The organism is Paenibacillus sp. FSL F4-0236 (assembly GCF_038000135.1).
In the GTDB taxonomy this organism is placed as follows: Bacteria; Bacillota; Bacilli; order Paenibacillales; family Paenibacillaceae; genus Paenibacillus_AQ.
In genome coordinates, this window is record NZ_JBBOBK010000003.1 from 1 (window position 1) to 18,024 (window position 18,024).

Below are 18,024 nucleotides of genomic sequence, written 5' to 3' on the forward strand. Positions count from 1 at the left end.
GAACGCAAATTCAATTCGGATTCAGTTTTCAGGCATCAAGCCTGAGCATTTACGATGTAAATGCCCGTTTGGTGGCGATAGCGGAGGGGTTCCACGCGTACCCATCCCGAACACGACCGTTAAGCCCTCCAGCGCCGATGGTACTTGGACCGAAGGGTCCTGGGAGAGTAGGACGTTGCCAAGCGGATATTCCCTGATAGCTCAGTTGGTAGAGCACTCGACTGTTAATCGAGTTGTCACAGGTTCGAGTCCTGTTCGGGGAGCCATGCTCTCATAGCTCAGCAGGTAGAGTGCTTCCATGGTAAGGAAGAGGTCACCGGTTCGAATCCGGTTGAGAGCTCCACAGATTTGCAAGGCCCGTTGGTCAAGGGGTTAAGACACCTCCCTTTCACGGAGGTAACATGGGTTCGAATCCCATACGGGTCACCAACTTTTACTTGTACTTACCCTTAGAGGGTCCCATAGATATGGAGGCTTAGCTCAGCTGGGAGAGCATCTGCCTTACAAGCAGAGGGTCGGGGGTTCGATCCCCTCAGCCTCCACCATAATCTTCCTGAGAGATTATGGGCAACATAGAGGTACCATCAATGGGGATTAGCCAAGTGGTAAGGCAACGGACTTTGACTCCGTCACTCATAGGTTCGAATCCTATATCCCCAGCCAAGTGCGAGCCATTAGCTCAGTTGGTAGAGCACCTGACTTTTAATCAGGGTGTCGAAGGTTCGAGTCCTTCATGGCTCACTTTTATTATTATATGCGCGTGTGGCGGAATGGCAGACGCACCAGACTTAGGATCTGGCGTTTCACGACGTGGGGGTTCAAGTCCCTTCACGCGCACCACTTATTGCGGACGTGGCTCAGCGGTAGAGCATCGCCTTGCCAAGGCGAGGGTCGCGGGTTCGATTCCCGTCGTCCGCTCCATAATTTTTGCGCCCTTAGCTCAGCTGGATAGAGCGTTTGACTACGAATCAAAAGGCCGGGAGTTCGAATCTCTCAGGGCGCGCCATTTTTTTATTAAGCAATCATAATATTTTAACGGGATGTAGCTCAGCTTGGTAGAGCACCTGGTTTGGGACCAGGGGGTCGCATGTTCAAATCGTGTCATCCCGATTTTCACCTTTGCGGGTGTAGTTCAATGGTAGAACTTCAGCCTTCCAAGCTGATAGCGTGGGTTCGATTCCCATCACCCGCTCCATAATTTTATAGTAACGGGATGTAGCTCAGCTTGGTAGAGCACCTGGTTTGGGACCAGGGGGTCGCATGTTCAAATCGTGTCATCCCGATACTCAGCTTAATCGCTGCTCAAAAGCTCTTACTTCGGTAAGAGCTTTTTTTGTTATGTATAGAATTAAAACACGCATAAATCATATAACATATGTTCTATCATTCTTCCAAAAGAAATTGTACTTCTGGTGGAATACCAATCCGTAGGTAATAACTTTTCCATGACTCTTCTTGCTCAGGATTACTGCCTGTGGATAGTAGCTTTACAGCAAAGACATTAGCTTGACGTTCAAGCTTCCCAGGAGAGAAGTAGGAGCTTTCCTCTAGAAAAAAGCGGTTAATCCCCTTATGAAGACGATCATGTCCTAATTCATGCGCACAAACGAAGCGCTGCCACTCAACTGGCAACTCATTATGAATGACGATAAATCTTCTTCTTAATTTTCGGTAATATAATCCCTTTGTGCCTGTCCCAAGGTTCATGAAGCGAATATGAATACCTAGCGCTGAGGCCAGCTCGAACGGACAGTTGGTTTTATATTTTTTAATCAGATTATTGATCAGTTCATCCATATTCTTCACCTGCAGCATGTTAGTGTAGTTATTAAGTGTTGTTGGATTTCTTTCTCTTGTTCATCTGTTTGGCTTCCCAGAATAAGCCGGTCAGTACATCTTTTATCCTCTGTTTGTCATCCTTGTCTAGTGGAATCCCATCAAACATCAGCTCTCCATCATCCTCCAGCATTTTACGGAAGTCACGTTTATCCTTGCTTGTAGCCCACTCTGGGACAATCTCTTCGCTTGGAAGAGCCTGTTCCTGCAAATACCCCGCTTGATCCATTAGCTCCTCGTACGGGACTCCTGTAGCCTCTGCTATTTTGCGTAATGTAGTTGGCTTAGGAACACCTCTTAGACCATTTTCAATCCGTGAAATCTGTGATCCGCTAATACCTGCTGCTGCTGCCAATTGATTAATAGTAAGTCCCTTAGTTTCGCGAAGTTGCTTCATATAATCCCCAAAATCCTGTTTCATCTCAACCACTCCTTATAGACTGAAGCTTATGTTATTAATATAAGTCATTTTTGCCAATTGGTAAACAACAAAGCGTATATTATTGCCAAAAGGCAAGATAATGGAGGGAAAGCTATTCTTTTTCGCCCAAAACAGACTCAAACGGGGTTTTACGAGATTGGTAGAGAAGTGGTATATTATAGAAAAATACGAACAGAATACGAACACTTTTATATTTTAGCACATTGCTTAGGAAACTTCCGCAATTTAATCTCATTCTGTTAAAACCTAAAGGAGTGCATAAAATGATGAACTTATCTGCTTTACCGGAGCTAGACCGTCGCCGAACCCAGGTCGCTATAGAGAGCATGTTGGAGAAATACCGTATTTTTAAGACCGTTACATTTGAGGCTAAGGAAGCCAGTACTACTTATTCGTATACAGAAAGATTTCATGGTCCTACGAATACTGTTACTGATCAGACTGCTGCGATAGCTTCTTATAATGTGGATATACCGGCTGCTAGGAGGGCTTTTTGCTCGGCGATAGACTCTGTGGTAGAAAGACTCGATACGAGGGAACAGCAATTAGTAAGAGAGCGTTATATGAAAAGAGACGAAACGTACGATTATACGATTTACAATCATGTGTTTGATCCACCGGTAAGTAAGGATACTTACGTGAAGATACGCTCGAAGGCTTTTTATAAGATGGCTTTGGCTTTAACGGATCTCGGTCTACTGTCCCTTAACACTTTAATAACAGCACCTAGAGTGAAGAAAGAGAAGATTAGTATTACTTAAGAGATATAGACGGTTACTAAAGACTGTGTCGTCCGAGCGGATGATGCGGTCTTTTTTTATTGATTTTATGATCCTCCGAAAAACCGCTCTATACCATCCCAAAGCTAGCTTAAACCTCGTCGGTATACCGTCTCTGCAAGGCAAATAGGGGTGTATATTTATAACATGGCAAATGAAGCAAAAAGAACACCGCAAGAGCATGAATGCTCTGCTAATAGTTCAACCCTAGTGGTGATGAGAACAAATCTAGCGGTGAAAGATTCTTTTGGCATTGGCCTAGTATAGAAGGGTATTATCCAACATTGGATAGTATCCTTTTTGTTCTTAATTTTAGTAGAGGGGGTGTCTTCTTAAATGTTAATGCAATTGAAGGTTAACACCATCAAGGATCGGCGAACCGCCGCAGTTCAGAAAGGAATGGAGTGATGTCGGTACAACAATTACGAGAACACATTACGAGTGCGCTGGAGCGGTATTTTCCAGATGTGCCTGTGTATGTGGAGGGGGAGAAACCTCAGACGGCTTATTTTTATCCCGGACTGATCTCAGCGACACTGGATCGGCAGCGGGAAGGCCGATATTTAGCGGTCTATCGCTTCGGTATCCGTTATGAAAAAGGCAGTCTGCTGGAAGCTGAGAGAATGGCAGATAAGCTGAGTGAGGCAATGGCAGGGATGGAGCAAGAGGGTGGCTCCTTTCGTGTAGCTAGGCAAGCCTGGGAAGCTGGGGTAGAGGGGCATGGACCGCTTTTTACAACAGACTATATGGTGTATTTGCAAAGTGAGAAGCCTGACCCCATTAAGATGGGACATATGATAGGAGGAGAAAGACTGAAATGAGCACAAAGGTGAGTAATGGAGATCGTTTTGGTAAAGAGCAGATTGTGAATTCATCGCTTTTTACGGCTAAGGAAAAGGATGTGCTGAACGTTATTTTGCAGGATGACAAAAGTTATACGATCGAAGAAGCGAAGCAATCTATGGGATTGTTTATTAATAAGGAGGTTTTGAACTAATGGCAGGCGGAACATGGACAACTCAAAACAAAGTGCGCCCAGGGGTGTACGTAAATGTAGCATCGAATCAAGGTGCCATCGGCAAAATGGGAGAACGCGGGATTACTGCTTTGGCACTTGCCTTATCATGGGGAGAACCTGGAGTGATCATGGAGATTACCCCGCAGGACGACGTGAATAAGCTGCTAGGTTATGATTTGGAACATCTAACATTACTGCCAGTACGCGAAGCGCTGAAACGTGCGGGAACGTTACTGCTCTATCGATTGAATGAAGGGGTTAAAGCGGCAGTTACGAATAGTGGTCTGCAAGTAACGGCTAAATACGGCGGTGTACGCGGAAACGATCTTTCTGTTGTTATTGAAAAGAATATTGAGAATAATGCTCTTTTTGATGTAAAGACACTGCTGAATGGAACTGAACTGAATAAACAAACGGTTGGAACGGCTGAAGAGTTGGTCGCTAACGATTATGTACAATTCCAGAAAAATGGTGCAGAAGGCTTGAAGCTAACCGCAGGGATGCCGCTTATTGGCGGAGCTAATGGTACGGTGACAAATGGTGCGCATAGCGATTTCTTGTCTGCTCTTGAGGTGCTTGAGTTCCAAACGGTTGGACTAGTATCACAGGATAGTACGCTTAAGGCGCTGTATAGCTCTTGGGTGAGAAGACTGCGGGATACGGAAGGTAAGAAAGTGCAGGCTGTACTATCGGATTATGCTACTGCGGGTCATGAGGGTGTGATCAGCGTGAAGAATGGGGTAGTACTGAGTGACGGAACTAGGATTGATAACAACAATGCTGTTGCTTGGGTGGCCGGTGCTACGGCTGCTGCTGAGGTGAATCAATCACTGACTTATCAGGGATATGACGACTCCGTTGACGCTGATGTGCGGCTTAGCCATTCTGAGACGACTGCAGCTTTGCTGCGAGGTGAATTGCTCTTTACTTACAGTGGAGGGCGAGCTGTGGTGGAGCAAGATATTAACACGTTTACGGCATTTTCTCCGGATAAAGGCAAAGCGTTCTCCAAAAATCGTGTGCTACGCGTGCTGGATGGGATTGCGAATGATCTGAAGCGTATTTTTGAGAACTACTACATTGGTAAGGTAGCGAATAATGAAGATGGACGGGCTCTGTTCTGGTCACAATGTGCGACTTATATGAATGATCTGCAGGATATGGGTGCGATTGAGGGCTTTAACGCGCAGACAGATGTTGTCGTTGTGGCTGGTGCGGATAGTGATAGTATCGTGCTGGATGTGGCTGTGAAACCGGTAGATTCCGTAGAAAAAGTATATATGAAAGTGAAGGTGGTTTAAGATGGCATTTTTAAAAGCTAGTGATACGATTTCCGGCCAGGAGGGCCGTGCGTATGCCGTGATTGGTACGCAAGCTGAAGAGATGTTCTATGTGAAGACGCTTGAAGCTACGGTAGAAAAAACAAAGGCAGAGGTGAAGACTCTAGGCCGCCGTGGTGTTCAGCATAAAGCGACTGGATGGTCGGGCAGCGGTTCGATGACGATTTTTTATATGACTAGCCGTTTCCGCCAGATGATGCTCGATTATATGAATACAGGTGTCGATCAATATTTCGATATTGAGGTTACGAATGAAGACCCATCGTCCAGTGTGGGAGCACAACGCATTATTTTAAAAGGAGTGAACCTTGACAGTGTCATCATGGCTTCTCTTGATACAGAATCAGATGCGCTGGAAGAAGAAGTGAGCTTTACCTTTGAAGACGTGCAGATTGTGCAAGCTTTTGGCGCTCCGGCCGGCTCTGGAAACTAATAAAGACAACTAGATAGGAGCAAGTAAGGCCCGGGCGTGCAGGTGAGCGGCGGGTCTCTTCTCTGTCTAGTTAGTAGTACTAGAAGAAACTAAATCATTTTAGGAGGAAGACAATGAGTGAATTAAGTTTGTTTTTTGCGCAAAATGTAGCATGTGACACGACCGAGGAGTTTGTGGTATCGCAGCGGTTTAAGGATAAGGAAGGAAACGCAGTTGCCTGGAAGCTACGCAGTATGAACGAGGATGAGAATCAGGAATGCCGTAAAGCAGCTACTCGTAAGGTCAAAGGTAAGAACGGAGTGTATACCTCCGAGATTGAACCGAATGATTATATGGCTAAGCTTATGACCTCAAGTGTAGTGCATCCAGATCTGAAAAATGCTGAGCTACAGCGTTCTTATGGCGTTCTTGGTGCCGAAACGCTGCTGCGTAAAATGCTGCTTCCAGGTGAATTCGCGGCACTGGGTGAACGGGTACAGGCCTTGAATGGCTTCGGTACAGATATGAACGAGCTGGTGGATGAAGTAAAAAACTAATCAACGAGGGCGACAGTGAAGCGAACTTAGCTTACTACGCCCTCCACGAGCTTCATATTTTACCGCATGAGCTAATGAAGCTGTCTTCACGTGAACGTGCCGCAATTTATGCGATGATTGCTGTTCGTGTGGAGAAGGAGAAGCGGGATCAGGCACGGAGTAAGGCGAGGAAGAGATAGGGGGTGAATGAATGGCAGGTATGCAAAACAATATAGCTGGAATCCAGCAAGTCTCCAATCAATGGATTAATGATATAACCAATCAAATTACAACTCAGGTTTCTGCAAATATTTCAAATTCCTTTTCCGCAACTTTAAACCGAATCAGTATGAAAATAGTCAATAAGCCCGTGTACAACATCACTAACAATTACAGTGCAGCTTATACCAGGATTCAAGCTTCTATTGGAGGCGCAGTACAGGCTCAGGAGAGACTGAACGATGCGGCAGAACAAGGAGCAGCAGGTGCTGAGCAGCAGGCGGGTACATGGGAAAAGATCACCGGTGCTTTTGGGAAAGCCAAAGGTGTGCTGGAAAAAGTTAAAGGAGTTATGGAAAAGGTGCTTGCGCCTGCAGCTGAACAGCAAAAATGGGAGGATCTTTTTAAAGCGAAAACCGGAAATGCTGATGTTGGTGTGGCAATGTTTGATAAGTTCAAGAAGAGGGCACTAGATACCGGGCAGGATGTAAACAAGTCCATGGAAAGTGTCTTGTCGTTTTATCCTAAAACTCAAAATACGGATCAGCTAGATAAGCTTATGGATTATTCCACAAGGCTAAGCATGATGTCTCCGGAGGGTAAAGATATTGGTGATACTTCATCGGCGATTACTTCTGCTTTTGAGGGGGATTCTAGTGATTTAGCATCCATGCTTCAGGTGGATAAAGAGGATCTGGGTGGACTTGATCTAGTGGCCGGAACGGGCAATATGGAAGCCTTTTTGAGTACTTTGGGAGATATTATGACAACGTCAGGGATGACGAGTGATTCGCTACAAACCATGATGGATTCACCCGTTAATCAATGGCAAGCTCTTCTTGGAAACTATAACAACTCTCTGGCTGGTATGGGAGAAGGTGCTCTTGCGGCATTGTCACCACTATTAGGCATTCTTAACCAGGCATTTTCAGATGGAAGCTTTCAGCCAATTATCGATGGGATAGCGATTGGACTGGCGATACTTGCACAAGTATTCTCGCAGGTCGTACAAGGTGCATTGTATCTCTGGAGTGTTCTTAGTAACCCTGTTGTTTTGCCGATTGTTTTGGGTGTTGTTGCTGGAGTTATTGCCTTAGCAATCGCGATGAATGCCTCAACAATTGCAACTAGAATTTCATCTATTGCTACCGGAATTGCTACCGCAGCCCAAGGCATTTTCAACGCTGTGATGAGTGCTAATCCAATTGCACTTGTAATAGGGCTTATAGTTGCACTTATAGTAGCATTTTTAGGGATTGTGGCAGCCCTTCAGCCTGTGAGGGACTTTTTGGCGAATATGTTCAGGGGACTGGGACAGCTCGTTGCAGAATTTGTGGGCTTTGTTATCGATCTTTGGACCGGATTTGTTAATGGTATTATTGGCGCTGTGAACTTTTTGCTAGATAGTATAAATAAAGTAGTTGGAGCTGTTGGCAAATTTATTGGTATAGAGTCGGAGATCAATCTTCATATTGAAGAGGTTGATAGCAGTCAATTCAAAAAGGATTTGCAAATGGACATTGGAGCTTCTTTTAATTCAGGGGCAGAAAACATCCAAAATTTTGATATCAATAAGTTTAAAGAAAAACTGAATGTAGGTGGAAATAAGAGTAATAACAACACATTAAATCAGTGGAATACTACTCATCCAGGGGATTTGTCAAAGTCTCCGAAAACGCCAACCGTACCTGATATTCCAGTAGTTCCTACGACGCCTGCGCTAAATACGCCTACAGCTGCAGGTTCTTTTCAAAATGCAGGGGTTCCGGGTAATCTGAACACCGTCAACCGTGTGAATGAACTCGGCTCCATCAACGACACCGTAGACATCTCCAGCGATGATCTGAAAATGCTGAGGGAGCTGGCGGAGATTCAGGCGATCCAGAATTTTGTGCAGCTGACGCCGACGGTGCAGGTAACAACTGGAAATATCAACAATGCTGGAGACATTGATACGATTATCAACAAGATCGGGCAAAAGCTGAACGAAGAGTTTGTCTCTACAGCGCAGGGGGTGTATACGTAACGTGGAAGAGTACGGGATTTTTCTTGGTTTTAATAATCAGGCGGAAGCATTCCGGCTGCCAGTCAACCCGGAGACCTTAGAGATCAAAGAGAGCGGGGATGGGAAAAGCTATACCATTATCGATTTGGGTGAGATCAATACGATTGCTTATCCGAAGCTTACGGAGATTACAATTGAAAGTATTTTTCCGGCACAAAAATATCCGTTCGTATTGGTGCAAGAGGACGGGTTGAAGAGACCTTTTGAATATGTGGAGCTGATTAAGAAGTGGATGACTAGTCGCAGACCTATTCGTTTTGTATTCTCTGGGGTGAGTTATGCTGATGACTTGAAAAAAGCTGATGGGAAGCTAAACAACCCTCAGAAATGGTTAAAGGAATCATCGACTAGTGAGGATAAATCCATAGAAATTGATTTCGGTGTGAATATGGCTATGAGTATCGAAGGCTTCACTTGGAAGCTCAGTGCGGGTACATCAGGGGATATTGAATATTCTTTATCTCTCAAAAAGTATGTATTCTATCAAGCGGTAGCAGTTAAGGTTGTCAAAGATGAAGTGAAGGTAGAACAGAAGCGGGCTAATGAAAAGCCCAAACCTAAAACGTATATCATGAAATCTAAAGACAATCTATGGAAAATCGCTAAAGAAATTCTTGGAGATGGCAAAAGGTGTGGAGAAATCCAGAAACTTAATGGCATTAAAGATAGTGAGCTGAGGAAGCTTCCAATCGGTAAGGTCATTAAGCTACCGTAGGAGGCTGTTATGGAGCTACTTGTAAAGAATAAGGAAGGACATTTATGGGATATTTCAGGTATCGTCTCCGATATTACATGGAAAACTGCTCGTTCAGGCAAACCATCAACGCTAGAGTTAACACTTGTGGACAGTGGTATCTATCAGCATCCCAAGTTTAGCATCAGCAACGGTGATATTATTCAGTTCAGCAAAGATAATGTGGATGTATTCTACGGGTTTGCGTTCAGCATTGATACAGGCTCGGATCAGGAGATTAAGCTGACTGCTTATGATCAGATTCGTTATTTACTAGGCAATGGTAGTTATGTTTTGCAGGATGTCACGGCTAGCGATGTTATTACTAAAATAACCAAGGACTACGGCCTGAAGACAGGTGTGCTGGAGAATACAGAGTACCGAATTCCCTCATTAATTGAAGATGACAAAAAGCTACTGGACATCATTATGGGAGCGATCGGCAGTGAGCTTCAGTATAAGGGGCGGTTGATGGCTTTTTACGATGATTTTGGCAAGCTTACACTGCGTAAACCGGAGTCTATGCTGCTTAACCTAGTGCTGGGAGCGGGGCATTATCTGTACGATTATTCGCTCAAAAAAAGTATTGATGATGATACGTACAACACCATTTTTCTATACAAGGATAACGAGAAGTCTGGTAAGCGTGATTTCTTTCCGGTTAGCGATAAGGATAATGTGAAACGCTGGGGTATCCTGCACTTGTATCAGAAGGCCGATGACAAAGCGAATGCTGCACAAATTCAGGAGAAGGCAAATAATCTGCTAAAAATGCACAACCGTGAAAAGCTTAGTCTCTCCGTACAGGCGATTGGTGATATGCGCGTAAGGGCTGGTAATTTCATTTATGTCCTGCTTGATGAATTCAAGACTCAGGTGTTTCTGGTGGATCAATGCAGTCATAAGATTTCCGGTGGGGAGCATACGATGTCCCTCGATATAAAGGTGGTGTAGAAATGATGTTGGATATTATAAAAAAAGCAAGCTTAGGAGCCGTGGGAAATACAAATCCCGTGGCTTTTTCTTATGGGATGGTAACGGAGGCAGCTCCTTTGCAGATCCAGGTGGATCAACGTTTTATTTTATCGGGGAATGCGCTAGTGCTGCCTGAATCGGTAATGGAATGTAAAGTCGAGCTAGAGGGTAGAGAAGTGGTAGTGCGTCGAGGACTTGCCTCTGGTGATCGGGTTCTGATGGTTCGGATGCAGGGTGGACAAAGCTATATTGTTCTGGATCGGCTGGTGAGTCCGATATGATTCCTGCGATTGGAAAATCTGGACCGATAACAGCCCTTCTTGAAGGCGAGGTCAACCTTGAACGTGGGGAAAGCCCCAGTCTAACCTACCGAATGGATTGGGACAGAAAAAGGATCACTGGCCAAGCGGATGGACTTGAGGCAGTGCAGCAGGCAGCGGCCAAAATTCTGCGAACCGATAGATTTGAACATCTGATTTACAGTTCGGATTACGGAACAGAGTGGCAGCTGGTTCTGGGTAAGGATCGGCTGTTGGTCAGAGCTGAAATCAGACGTGTCATTAGTGAGGCCTTACTTCAGGATGAACGAATCCTTAGCTTAGAGAATATTGAGGTTTCTTTTAACGGGGATAATCTAACTTTTGATTGTAAGGTGGTCACACGTTATGGGAATTTTCAGCTGAGAAAGGAGTGGAATGAGGATGTATGAGGATCAAACGTATGAGGCTCTTTTAGAGCGGATGCTGGACCGGGTTCCGTCAGGTCTGGATAAACGAGAGGGTAGCATCATTTATGACGCGCTCGCTCCGGCAGCAGCAGAGCTGGCGCAAATGTACATTGAGCTGGATGTGAATAATAATCTGTATTTTGCAGATACGGCTACCGGTGAGTATTTGGAGCGAAGTATCTCCTGGTCAGGAATTGTAAGGCGTGAAGCGAGCAAGGCGCAGCTAAAAGGAATTTTTTATAAAGCGGATGGGGGATATGTGGATGTTCCTCTCGGTAGCCGCTTCTCACTCGATATGCTGAATTATATGGCTGTGGAGAAGCTATCTCCTGGAGTGTATCGGCTAGAAAGTGAAACCGCTGGAGAAGAAGGAAACCGATATTTTGGTTCTTTGCTGCCAGTGGATTATATTTCAGACCTTGCGCGCGGAGAAATAGCTTCTCTTCTGATCCCTGGGGAGAACGCCGAAAGTGATGAATCGCTACGCCAGCGTTATTTGGATTCAGCCAGACGCCCAGCTACTAGCGGCAATAAATATCACTATATGGAGTGGGCGATGCAGGTTGTGGGTGTGGGAGGTGCACGTGTTTTTCCGTTATGGAACGGTCCTAAGACGGTGAAGGTGATTGTTGTGGACGCTGAGAAAAAACCTGCTTCTGAGCTACTGGTGACTAAGGTTCAGCATTACATTGATCCGGTCTCTGGAGCGGGTGAGGGGCAAGCACCCGTAGGTGCAGTTGTAACAGTAGCGTCGGCGAAAGGCAAAAGTATTAGTGTAAGCGCAAAAGTTACCCTCGCTTCAGGTTATGCGCTGCAAGCTGTAAATGATGAATTCAAGGGGATTCTTGAGAGTTATCGCAAGGAGAAGGCTTTTTCAGCAACCTATATTAGCCAGTCAGTAATCGGTGCACTATTGCTAGCTACTGAGGGAGTCGCGGATTACAGTGAACTGAAGCTGAACGGTGGAGCGGGCAACGTAATGTTGAACGAAGAAGAAATACCTTTGTTCGGCAACGTTTTACTGGAGGTGTAGCATGGGTTACCCGGAGAAAGTTGATATTTTTCAAGAAAAGCTTAATAAAAAAGCAAATGGTGGCAGCTATGTTATTGAAGAGAGATTACCGCTTGTAAATGGCATGTATAGTGGTGCGCTTGCGCATGACAACATCAATAATCAGACCATCGCGGTGTACACAGGGTCACAGTATTCCGGGATCGAGCTACGTAATTTTACGGTGTCTTTTCCGGATGAAGCGCCATGGCGGCGGTTGATTAAGATTTTTGCCGATGTGCCCGAGGTTTATGTGACTTACGAAACCCCCGGGGATACAGTTGAAGCGGATGATATTAATGGTTTGCAGGTAAGTATTACCGCTGTTCAAACTGAAATAGAACGGTATAAGAACAAGGGTCAGATTGACGGAGGATCATTCAGAAGAGAGGTGTAAAATGGCACAGACTATACAAATAAAGCGGGGAACAAAGGCTGAGCTAACGAGTTATGGCGTGTTGAAGGCGGGTGAGCTTGGTTTTTGCAGTGATACTAAGGAAGTTTATATTTGTGACGGCACGTCTAATTCCATGGTCGGAAGGGCGTTGTCCGGGCCAGAAGCTTCGCGTCCGGTTGCAGGAGCCGTTGGCCGTTTGTATTACGTGACTACGGGTACGAATAGCGGATATTTGCATTTTGATGATGGGGCAGCTTGGCGGCGGGTGAACGCGCAGAAGCTTAGCGATCTGACAGGTACAATTGATGATATCGCTGATGGAGCAACCTACGCGAAGGTGCTTAAAGCGGATATTAGTGCGGGACATATCAATAAAGTATCAGATGGCACGAATGTAAAGACTGCCGCTGAGATCAAGACTCACATTGACGATGTGACCAAGCACCGGACGATCAATGATGCCGGGACTACGATTACAGATTTGTGGTCAGCGCAAAAGATTAAAAATGAAATTGAGCTAGCAAAGCATAACATCGAACCGCAAGCGTCGGTAAAAGATCAGAACCTGCTGGCTCCACCTGCCAGTCCGGTTGAGGGTGACCGATACATTATTCCAGCGGGAGCAACTGGGGCATGGGCGGGGAAAACGAATCAAATCGTGGAGTACCAATCTGCTGCTTGGGTATTTTATGTTCCGGCCGTAGGCTGGACCGCTTACGTCGATGATGAGCAAAAGATCTATAGCTGGAATGGCAGCGCATGGGTACGCACGGGTGGTGCGCTACAGACCATTACAGCTGGGAACGGGCTGATTGGTGGTGGTCAGGCCGATGCTGTGACACTGAATATTGGTGCAGGCAATGGAATCACGGTTACTGCAGACGCGATTGCGGTTACGGCTGGAAAAGGGATCACCGTAGATGGATCCGGTGTAGCTGTAAGTGTGGATGGAAGTAGCATCATTTATGATGCTGCGAATGGCAATAAACTTACCGTAGCCAGTATTGATGGCGGAACTTTCTAGGGGGCGGGACAATGGCTTTAAAGACATTGATTCAAATACGCCGCGGATTGGAAAGTGCGATTGGAGCACTGGCTATTGGTGAGCTTGGCTACTGTACAGACAGTGGGAAGCTATATATCGGTTCTGCTGCTGGGAATGTCTTGCTAGTTGCGGCACAAAGTACCGGGGACATGCTGAAAAGTATTTACGATACGAATAACAATGGCAAGGTGGATTTCGCGCAACAAGCGGATAGTGTAGCTTGGGCGGGGGTAGCGGGTAAACCAGCAGTGTTTCCTCCGGCGGCGCATACACATGATTATTTGCCCAAAGGGCCCCTAACCTGGAATCAACTGAAGGGGGTGTAGGGGGATGAGCTATGGCAACTCTTTATTCAGCGAATTATTGTATTCCGCAGATGAAGATTCGAATCATCCGGGTGAAGTCGAGGCGCCTGATCTAATGCAGTATTTGCCGGATTATTATAAGGATGTCCGTGAAATGGAGAAGCTTCAGGAGACCATCGGGCTAGAAATTGGTGGACTGAAGGTAGGCACTGTAGATGTACTGGATCAAGCGTTTGTTGAAACAGCAACGGTGAGCCTTGGACGTTGGGAGGCTGAGCTTGGACTAAATATCGATTCATCCAAGTCATATGCCACACGCCGAGAGATGATTAAGGCGAAGCTGCGTGGAAACGGGACGACAACGCCGGAGATGATCCAGCGGACAGCGTCTGCTTTTTCAGGTGGAGTGGTTGAAGTGAAGGAAGTGCCTGATGAGTACCGTTTTGAGATTCATTTTGTAAGTACGTTGGGCATCCCTCCCAATATGGCAGGGTTGATTCAAATCATCGAAGAGATTAAACCTGCGCATTTGGCTTATGAATTTGTGTTCAGCTATACCTGGTGGGACTCTGTTAAGGCTTTGACCTGGGAGAGTGCCCACAGTAAAACATGGAACGAATTAAGAACTTATAGATAGGAGAGTGACACATGCAAACGACAGGAAATTTGGGGTTAAAGAAGCCCGAGGGAACAGACATTGTTGATATCGCAGATCTGAACGGGAATATGGATATCTTGGATAATGCCGTTAATGGCAAGGTTGATAAAGTTACTGGGAAACAGCTGTCGACTAACGATTACACCGCAGCTGAGAAAACTAAGCTGGCGGGGATTGCTGCGGGTGCAACTAACTATACCCACCCAGCTACACATCCACCAGCTATTATTGCTCAAGACGCGAGTAATCGGTTTGTTACAGATGCTGAAAAGACGGCGTGGAATGCGAAAGCCGGTACAGCCGTAGCTACAACTGCTACGAATGGCTTGATGTCTGCTGCGGACAGGACACTACTGAATAACAACACTGGATTCGGTACTACAGCTGGTACAGCCACCGCATATACCATTACACTTAGCCCAGTACCTACTACGCTGATAGCAGGATTGAAATTTAGTTTCAAAACACATATTGCTAGCGGAGTTAATCCTACACTCAATCCTAATGTTTTAGGGGCCAAAGCAATCAAGAAACCCAATGGAAATGCGGCAACACTTGCCCTGAACGGAGTTTACACGGTTGTATATGATGGGACGGCTTTTATCTTACAGGGTGAAGGAGGTGATTATGGAACAGCGACAGCAGCGGACGTGCTAGCGGGTAAGACGATAGGGACAGAGGGCGGGCTAATTGATGGCGCGATAGTACAAAGAGGTGCTACGGACGGATACACTAATTCCGTTAGTGCAGCATGGGCAGCGGGTGGTGGATGCTGGGTCCGAATACCAGCGGGGGCATATTTGAAAGCTACGGCGGTAGGAAACCCCGAAATACGAGTCACTGATCCTAACGTTGTTCCTGCAAATTGGCTACGAGGGGTATCAATGTTTGGGCAGGATGGAGCTATAGTCAATAGATCTGTGGAGAATAATCACTCTCCGTCAAATGCCGCAGAGATATGGGCGACAGGCGATGTGTTCTTAATGCCGCAAGCGGGCTACTATAATGGGGTTACCTGGACAAAAAGTACATTTCCAACTCTCGTACCTAGTAACGTCCGCGCGGGTGTCTCTATAGGAACCTTAGTTGGCACACTCCAACCCTGGGTCGGTGGGCTTACATCGGTTGACTTTGCAACGCAGGCAGGGGCTGAAGGTAAGACTGAGGAAATGTTTAGATTTCCAGCCGGGTTCACTATCGGATCGTTTGCTGGCTCGATTCTTTTCGGAACGTCGAACAACAACAGCCACCAGGATCATTCAATCGTGCTGCAGGACATCCATGGAAATCGGTTAGTGCTAATTCGTCACTTTGTGGACGGATGGTCGATGAGCACAACGCAGCAAGCTACGGGGCTAATAGTAGATAAGCGGTCGCGGCGAATTACAATGCCTAGTACCCAATATATGTGGGGCTTCGGTCACGATGGGGACATTGCGGCGGACGGATCTTTCTCGAAGCCGTTCAATATGGATGGTGAGGTAATGTTGGTTCACGTCGTAGTAGCATCGCTCGGCGGAGGTTACTCTACTGCCTCTGCACGCGGAGCCGCGGTATGGAATTAGAAGGAGGAAAATAGTAATGTACTTTTGCGCATACAAAAGCATCAAAACAATTTACGCGATCTATCACAACGACTGCAGGCGGTATTACCGTAACTAATTCATATAATCAGATTGTAGCTCAAGAATATAAATGGGTGGCTTGGGGCTAAGAAAGGGAGTGAATATAAATTTAAATAGGCAGAAAAATTTATTATGATAACGCCACAGGTAACGTATTAGTTGATACCGGAGAGCGTTCCGGCGATGTGGTGGAGACAACACAGGCGTTGGATTTAACAGTCTATAAAGCACTAGCCGAACGCGTAGCGGAAACGGTGGGGTGCTTAGATCTTGATTACGAGCAATACAAGCAAGACTTTGCAGCGTGCAGCGGCTACAAGGTAAGCATCGAAACGGGAAGATTGGAGTTTAGCTATCCTGACCCTAACATCGAACCTGACGAGCCGCAAGCGCTTGTATATCAAGTACCTATGTCCGAGCGTATCGAGCTTGTGGAGTCCGATAATGCCGGGCTGACGCTAGAACTAGCGCAAACACAGGCTAGATTCAACCAGGCGGAACAAGACCACGCCGACTTGCTGCTCACTCTTGTAACGGGAGGTGTATTATAATGGATTGGTACGCAATCATTAAAAGCTATTATGACGCAGGATGTTATTCAAAGGATCAAGTTCAAGTATTTGTAACTGCCAACAAGATCACATCAGAGCAAGCTATAGAGATTACAGATAGCGCCATATAGTAGGCGTTTTTATTTTGCCCTCGTATCTGCTACGAGGGCTGTTTTATTTATCACTTTAGAAGGGGGCTGTTATATGACCATTGTGGGAGTGAATTCAGGAGGAGGCGATGCTGAAGCAGCGCCCATTGAGCACCGTTTAGAAGATGTTGAAAATAGACTAGTAGTCATCCAAGACGAAATCTTTAGATTTGGAACGGAACATCTTAGTTTTAGTAATGAGCTTCTAATATTAAAAGAAAAACAATCGCGTCATGAGGAAGATGTGAAACAAATAAAACAATCAACAATAGAAATGAAAATTCAATTTAACGAGATTATGAGGCGTTGGGACACTTTAGACTCACGTGTGTTTCAGTTATTGCAACAATCCCAGACGGACAGCAAGAGCGAAAGAAAAGTGTTTGTTGATCTACTTAAATACGTTCTGGCTGGTACTATCTTTGCTATTATTGCCTTTTTATTTAAAGGAGGGGTATAGATGCTCACTTTGTCCCAAATCAAAGAAAAATCAAGTAAACGCCTAACCAACCTATATCCCGTAGTCCGTTCCGCTGCTACTGCGCTAATCGAGCGCTGTCACAAACTCAATATCCCCATACTCATTACGCAAGGTCTTCGCACAATTGCCGAGCAAGATGCTCTTTACGCACAAGGTCGCACTAAACCTGGAGCGATTGTCACCAATGCGCGTGGCGGGTATAGCTATCATAATTTTGGATTAGCCGTAGATTTTGCTCTTTTGTTGCCTAATGGATCTAGTGTGTCTTGGGATATGCGTCTGGACGGCAATAATAACCAGATCGCAGATTGGCAGGAGGTTGTAAAAGAGGCCAAGGCACTTGGCTTCGAATGGGGAGGCGATTGGACGAACTTTAAAGACTATCCACATTTTCAAATGGCGTTTGGGTTAACACTCACACAGTTACGAGCAGGGGCAAAGCCCTCAATATCCGCAGTGGAGTCAGCGTATAAGGTCATCAATAGGAAGGAGGAGGAAGAATTGAAGGGTGACGCAATTGCTGTCGTAAAGGTTAACGGGGTTAAGGTTGCAGATGGAGTGCTTGAAAAAGGCATCACCTACGTTCCCGTTCGTATTATTGCAGAAGCGCTAGGTGCACAGGTGGGTTATGATTCCACCACTAGGACGGTTGAGATTAAAAGTACTCACTAAGGAGGTAT

23 protein-coding genes, 12 tRNA genes and 1 rRNA gene are annotated in these 18,024 nt (G+C 45.8%); 34 read left to right on the forward strand and 2 right to left on the reverse strand.

Annotated elements, in window-relative coordinates; all coding sequences use genetic code 11:
- Positions 1-67: 67 nt before the first annotated feature.
- The 13 genes from rrf to NSQ29_RS31125 all read left to right on the forward strand — a co-directional run bounded on the left by rrf (position 68) and on the right by NSQ29_RS31125 (position 1,283).
- Positions 68-184: ribosomal RNA gene (rrf, locus tag NSQ29_RS31065) — 5S ribosomal RNA — on the forward strand.
- A 6-nt stretch (positions 185-190) separates the two neighbouring features.
- Positions 191-266: transfer RNA gene (locus NSQ29_RS31070), tRNA-Asn, on the forward strand.
- Between the two features lies 1 nt (position 267).
- Positions 268-343: transfer RNA gene (locus NSQ29_RS31075), tRNA-Thr, on the forward strand.
- A gap of 11 nt (positions 344-354) precedes the next feature.
- Positions 355-429 (forward strand) — tRNA-Glu (locus NSQ29_RS31080).
- A 40-nt stretch (positions 430-469) separates the two neighbouring features.
- A tRNA-Val gene (locus NSQ29_RS31085) sits at positions 470-545 on the forward strand.
- 43 nt (positions 546-588) lie between these two features.
- Positions 589-663, forward strand: a tRNA-Gln gene (locus NSQ29_RS31090).
- 5 nt (positions 664-668) lie between these two features.
- Positions 669-741: transfer RNA gene (locus NSQ29_RS31095), tRNA-Lys, on the forward strand.
- Positions 742-756: 15 nt separating this feature from the next.
- A tRNA-Leu gene (locus NSQ29_RS31100) sits at positions 757-840 on the forward strand.
- Between the two features lie 6 nt (positions 841-846).
- Positions 847-921 (forward strand) — tRNA-Gly (locus NSQ29_RS31105).
- Positions 922-929: 8 nt separating this feature from the next.
- Positions 930-1,006: transfer RNA gene (locus NSQ29_RS31110), tRNA-Arg, on the forward strand.
- Positions 1,007-1,036: 30 nt separating this feature from the next.
- Positions 1,037-1,110: transfer RNA gene (locus NSQ29_RS31115), tRNA-Pro, on the forward strand.
- 11 nt (positions 1,111-1,121) lie between these two features.
- A tRNA-Gly gene (locus NSQ29_RS31120) sits at positions 1,122-1,195 on the forward strand.
- 14 nt (positions 1,196-1,209) lie between these two features.
- Positions 1,210-1,283, forward strand: a tRNA-Pro gene (locus NSQ29_RS31125).
- A 100-nt stretch (positions 1,284-1,383) separates the two neighbouring features.
- On the opposite strand, the gene NSQ29_RS31130 is transcribed toward NSQ29_RS31125, so the two are convergent.
- Positions 1,384-1,797, reverse strand: a complete 414-nt coding sequence (locus tag NSQ29_RS31130; protein ID WP_042132516.1) for an ImmA/IrrE family metallo-endopeptidase — start codon at positions 1,795-1,797, stop codon at positions 1,384-1,386.
- A gap of 31 nt (positions 1,798-1,828) precedes the next feature.
- On the reverse strand, positions 1,829-2,257 hold the full coding sequence (locus tag NSQ29_RS31135) for a helix-turn-helix domain-containing protein (RefSeq protein ID WP_042192135.1): 429 nt from the start codon (positions 2,255-2,257) through the stop codon (positions 1,829-1,831).
- A gap of 287 nt (positions 2,258-2,544) precedes the next feature.
- On the opposite strand from NSQ29_RS31135, the gene NSQ29_RS31140 reads away from it, so the two are divergent.
- The 21 genes from NSQ29_RS31140 (at position 2,545) to NSQ29_RS31240 (ending at position 18,016) form a co-directional block, all read left to right on the forward strand.
- The gene (locus NSQ29_RS31140; protein ID WP_042194591.1) at positions 2,545-3,039 is read left to right on the forward strand and encodes an ArpU family phage packaging/lysis transcriptional regulator; all 495 of its coding nucleotides are present in this window, start codon (positions 2,545-2,547) and stop codon (positions 3,037-3,039) included.
- Positions 3,040-3,464: 425 nt separating this feature from the next.
- Positions 3,465-3,878 carry a phage tail terminator family protein gene (locus tag NSQ29_RS31145; protein ID WP_042192133.1) on the forward strand — a complete coding sequence of 138 codons (414 nt, stop codon included), beginning with the start codon at positions 3,465-3,467 and terminating at the stop codon, positions 3,876-3,878.
- Complete coding sequence (locus NSQ29_RS31150) at positions 3,875-4,054, forward strand: hypothetical protein (protein WP_234537626.1); 180 nt, start codon at positions 3,875-3,877, stop codon at positions 4,052-4,054. Before NSQ29_RS31145 ends, NSQ29_RS31150 begins: the two co-directional genes overlap by 4 nt.
- Positions 4,054-5,376 carry a phage tail sheath family protein gene (locus NSQ29_RS31155; protein ID WP_339798863.1) on the forward strand — a complete coding sequence of 441 codons (1,323 nt, stop codon included), beginning with the start codon at positions 4,054-4,056 and terminating at the stop codon, positions 5,374-5,376. Before NSQ29_RS31150 ends, NSQ29_RS31155 begins: the two co-directional genes overlap by 1 nt.
- A gap of 1 nt (position 5,377) precedes the next feature.
- Entirely contained in the window at positions 5,378-5,848 is a 471-nt protein-coding gene (locus NSQ29_RS31160) for a phage tail tube protein (RefSeq protein WP_042192125.1), read from the forward strand.
- A 113-nt stretch (positions 5,849-5,961) separates the two neighbouring features.
- Entirely contained in the window at positions 5,962-6,384 is a 423-nt protein-coding gene (locus NSQ29_RS31165; RefSeq protein WP_042131197.1) for a phage tail assembly chaperone, read from the forward strand.
- Between the two features lie 190 nt (positions 6,385-6,574).
- On the forward strand, positions 6,575-8,608 hold the full coding sequence (locus NSQ29_RS31170) for a hypothetical protein (RefSeq protein ID WP_341126883.1): 2,034 nt from the start codon (positions 6,575-6,577) through the stop codon (positions 8,606-8,608).
- A gap of 1 nt (position 8,609) precedes the next feature.
- Positions 8,610-9,362 carry a LysM peptidoglycan-binding domain-containing protein gene (locus NSQ29_RS31175; protein ID WP_341126884.1) on the forward strand — a complete coding sequence of 251 codons (753 nt, stop codon included), beginning with the start codon at positions 8,610-8,612 and terminating at the stop codon, positions 9,360-9,362.
- A gap of 9 nt (positions 9,363-9,371) precedes the next feature.
- The gene (locus NSQ29_RS31180) at positions 9,372-10,334 is read left to right on the forward strand and encodes an XkdQ/YqbQ family protein (RefSeq protein WP_341126885.1); all 963 of its coding nucleotides are present in this window, start codon (positions 9,372-9,374) and stop codon (positions 10,332-10,334) included.
- A gap of 5 nt (positions 10,335-10,339) precedes the next feature.
- Entirely contained in the window at positions 10,340-10,636 is a 297-nt protein-coding gene (locus NSQ29_RS31185; RefSeq protein ID WP_341126913.1) for a DUF2577 domain-containing protein, read from the forward strand.
- Positions 10,633-11,064, forward strand: coding sequence for a DUF2634 domain-containing protein (locus NSQ29_RS31190; protein ID WP_341126886.1), 432 nt, complete (start codon positions 10,633-10,635; stop codon positions 11,062-11,064). Before NSQ29_RS31185 ends, NSQ29_RS31190 begins: the two co-directional genes overlap by 4 nt.
- Entirely contained in the window at positions 11,057-12,115 is a 1,059-nt protein-coding gene (locus NSQ29_RS31195) for a baseplate J/gp47 family protein (RefSeq protein WP_341059394.1), read from the forward strand. Before NSQ29_RS31190 ends, NSQ29_RS31195 begins: the two co-directional genes overlap by 8 nt.
- Position 12,116: 1 nt before the next feature.
- Positions 12,117-12,530, forward strand: a complete 414-nt coding sequence (locus tag NSQ29_RS31200; RefSeq protein WP_076300994.1) for a phosphoglucomutase — start codon at positions 12,117-12,119, stop codon at positions 12,528-12,530.
- A gap of 1 nt (position 12,531) precedes the next feature.
- Positions 12,532-13,554 carry a DUF2793 domain-containing protein gene (locus tag NSQ29_RS31205; RefSeq protein ID WP_341126887.1) on the forward strand — a complete coding sequence of 341 codons (1,023 nt, stop codon included), beginning with the start codon at positions 12,532-12,534 and terminating at the stop codon, positions 13,552-13,554.
- 11 nt (positions 13,555-13,565) lie between these two features.
- Positions 13,566-13,901 carry a hyaluronate lyase N-terminal domain-containing protein gene (locus NSQ29_RS31210; protein ID WP_076300996.1) on the forward strand — a complete coding sequence of 112 codons (336 nt, stop codon included), beginning with the start codon at positions 13,566-13,568 and terminating at the stop codon, positions 13,899-13,901.
- A 4-nt stretch (positions 13,902-13,905) separates the two neighbouring features.
- Positions 13,906-14,517: a putative phage tail protein gene (locus NSQ29_RS31215; RefSeq protein WP_341059398.1), complete on the forward strand. Its 612-nt coding sequence runs from the start codon at positions 13,906-13,908 to the stop codon at positions 14,515-14,517.
- Between the two features lie 11 nt (positions 14,518-14,528).
- Complete coding sequence (locus NSQ29_RS31220) at positions 14,529-16,103, forward strand: hypothetical protein (protein ID WP_341126888.1); 1,575 nt, start codon at positions 14,529-14,531, stop codon at positions 16,101-16,103.
- A 248-nt stretch (positions 16,104-16,351) separates the two neighbouring features.
- Complete coding sequence (locus NSQ29_RS31225; protein ID WP_341126889.1) at positions 16,352-16,714, forward strand: hypothetical protein; 363 nt, start codon at positions 16,352-16,354, stop codon at positions 16,712-16,714.
- Positions 16,714-16,845: an XkdX family protein gene (locus NSQ29_RS31230; protein WP_094871760.1), complete on the forward strand. Its 132-nt coding sequence runs from the start codon at positions 16,714-16,716 to the stop codon at positions 16,843-16,845. The genes NSQ29_RS31225 and NSQ29_RS31230 overlap by 1 nt, the downstream gene beginning before the upstream one ends.
- A gap of 73 nt (positions 16,846-16,918) precedes the next feature.
- Entirely contained in the window at positions 16,919-17,323 is a 405-nt protein-coding gene (locus NSQ29_RS31235; RefSeq protein WP_094871759.1) for a hypothetical protein, read from the forward strand.
- Positions 17,324-18,016, forward strand: coding sequence for a M15 family metallopeptidase (locus NSQ29_RS31240; RefSeq protein WP_341126890.1), 693 nt, complete (start codon positions 17,324-17,326; stop codon positions 18,014-18,016). It abuts the gene before it with no gap.
- Positions 18,017-18,024: the final 8 nt, after the last annotated feature.

What these genes read in the sequence shown, in the direction of transcription:
- NSQ29_RS31130 (WP_042132516.1), bottom strand. Translation starts at nt 1,797, where the DNA reads ATGGATGAACTGATCAATAATCTGATTAAAAAATATAAAACCAACTGT.
- NSQ29_RS31135 (WP_042192135.1), bottom strand. Translation starts at nt 2,257, where the DNA reads ATGAAACAGGATTTTGGGGATTATATGAAGCAACTTCGCGAAACTAAG.
- NSQ29_RS31140 (WP_042194591.1), top strand. Translation starts at nt 2,545, where the DNA reads ATGAACTTATCTGCTTTACCGGAGCTAGACCGTCGCCGAACCCAGGTC.
- NSQ29_RS31145 (WP_042192133.1), top strand. Translation starts at nt 3,465, where the DNA reads ATGTCGGTACAACAATTACGAGAACACATTACGAGTGCGCTGGAGCGG.
- NSQ29_RS31150 (WP_234537626.1), top strand. Translation starts at nt 3,875, where the DNA reads ATGAGCACAAAGGTGAGTAATGGAGATCGTTTTGGTAAAGAGCAGATT.
- NSQ29_RS31155 (WP_339798863.1), top strand. Translation starts at nt 4,054, where the DNA reads ATGGCAGGCGGAACATGGACAACTCAAAACAAAGTGCGCCCAGGGGTG.
- NSQ29_RS31160 (WP_042192125.1), top strand. Translation starts at nt 5,378, where the DNA reads ATGGCATTTTTAAAAGCTAGTGATACGATTTCCGGCCAGGAGGGCCGT.
- NSQ29_RS31165 (WP_042131197.1), top strand. Translation starts at nt 5,962, where the DNA reads ATGAGTGAATTAAGTTTGTTTTTTGCGCAAAATGTAGCATGTGACACG.
- NSQ29_RS31170 (WP_341126883.1), top strand. Translation starts at nt 6,575, where the DNA reads ATGGCAGGTATGCAAAACAATATAGCTGGAATCCAGCAAGTCTCCAAT.
- NSQ29_RS31180 (WP_341126885.1), top strand. Translation starts at nt 9,372, where the DNA reads ATGGAGCTACTTGTAAAGAATAAGGAAGGACATTTATGGGATATTTCA.
- NSQ29_RS31185 (WP_341126913.1), top strand. Translation starts at nt 10,340, where the DNA reads ATGTTGGATATTATAAAAAAAGCAAGCTTAGGAGCCGTGGGAAATACA.
- NSQ29_RS31190 (WP_341126886.1), top strand. Translation starts at nt 10,633, where the DNA reads ATGATTCCTGCGATTGGAAAATCTGGACCGATAACAGCCCTTCTTGAA.
- NSQ29_RS31195 (WP_341059394.1), top strand. Translation starts at nt 11,057, where the DNA reads ATGTATGAGGATCAAACGTATGAGGCTCTTTTAGAGCGGATGCTGGAC.
- NSQ29_RS31200 (WP_076300994.1), top strand. Translation starts at nt 12,117, where the DNA reads ATGGGTTACCCGGAGAAAGTTGATATTTTTCAAGAAAAGCTTAATAAA.
- NSQ29_RS31205 (WP_341126887.1), top strand. Translation starts at nt 12,532, where the DNA reads ATGGCACAGACTATACAAATAAAGCGGGGAACAAAGGCTGAGCTAACG.
- NSQ29_RS31210 (WP_076300996.1), top strand. Translation starts at nt 13,566, where the DNA reads ATGGCTTTAAAGACATTGATTCAAATACGCCGCGGATTGGAAAGTGCG.
- NSQ29_RS31215 (WP_341059398.1), top strand. Translation starts at nt 13,906, where the DNA reads ATGAGCTATGGCAACTCTTTATTCAGCGAATTATTGTATTCCGCAGAT.
- NSQ29_RS31220 (WP_341126888.1), top strand. Translation starts at nt 14,529, where the DNA reads ATGCAAACGACAGGAAATTTGGGGTTAAAGAAGCCCGAGGGAACAGAC.
- NSQ29_RS31230 (WP_094871760.1), top strand. Translation starts at nt 16,714, where the DNA reads ATGGATTGGTACGCAATCATTAAAAGCTATTATGACGCAGGATGTTAT.
- NSQ29_RS31235 (WP_094871759.1), top strand. Translation starts at nt 16,919, where the DNA reads ATGACCATTGTGGGAGTGAATTCAGGAGGAGGCGATGCTGAAGCAGCG.
- NSQ29_RS31240 (WP_341126890.1), top strand. Translation starts at nt 17,324, where the DNA reads ATGCTCACTTTGTCCCAAATCAAAGAAAAATCAAGTAAACGCCTAACC.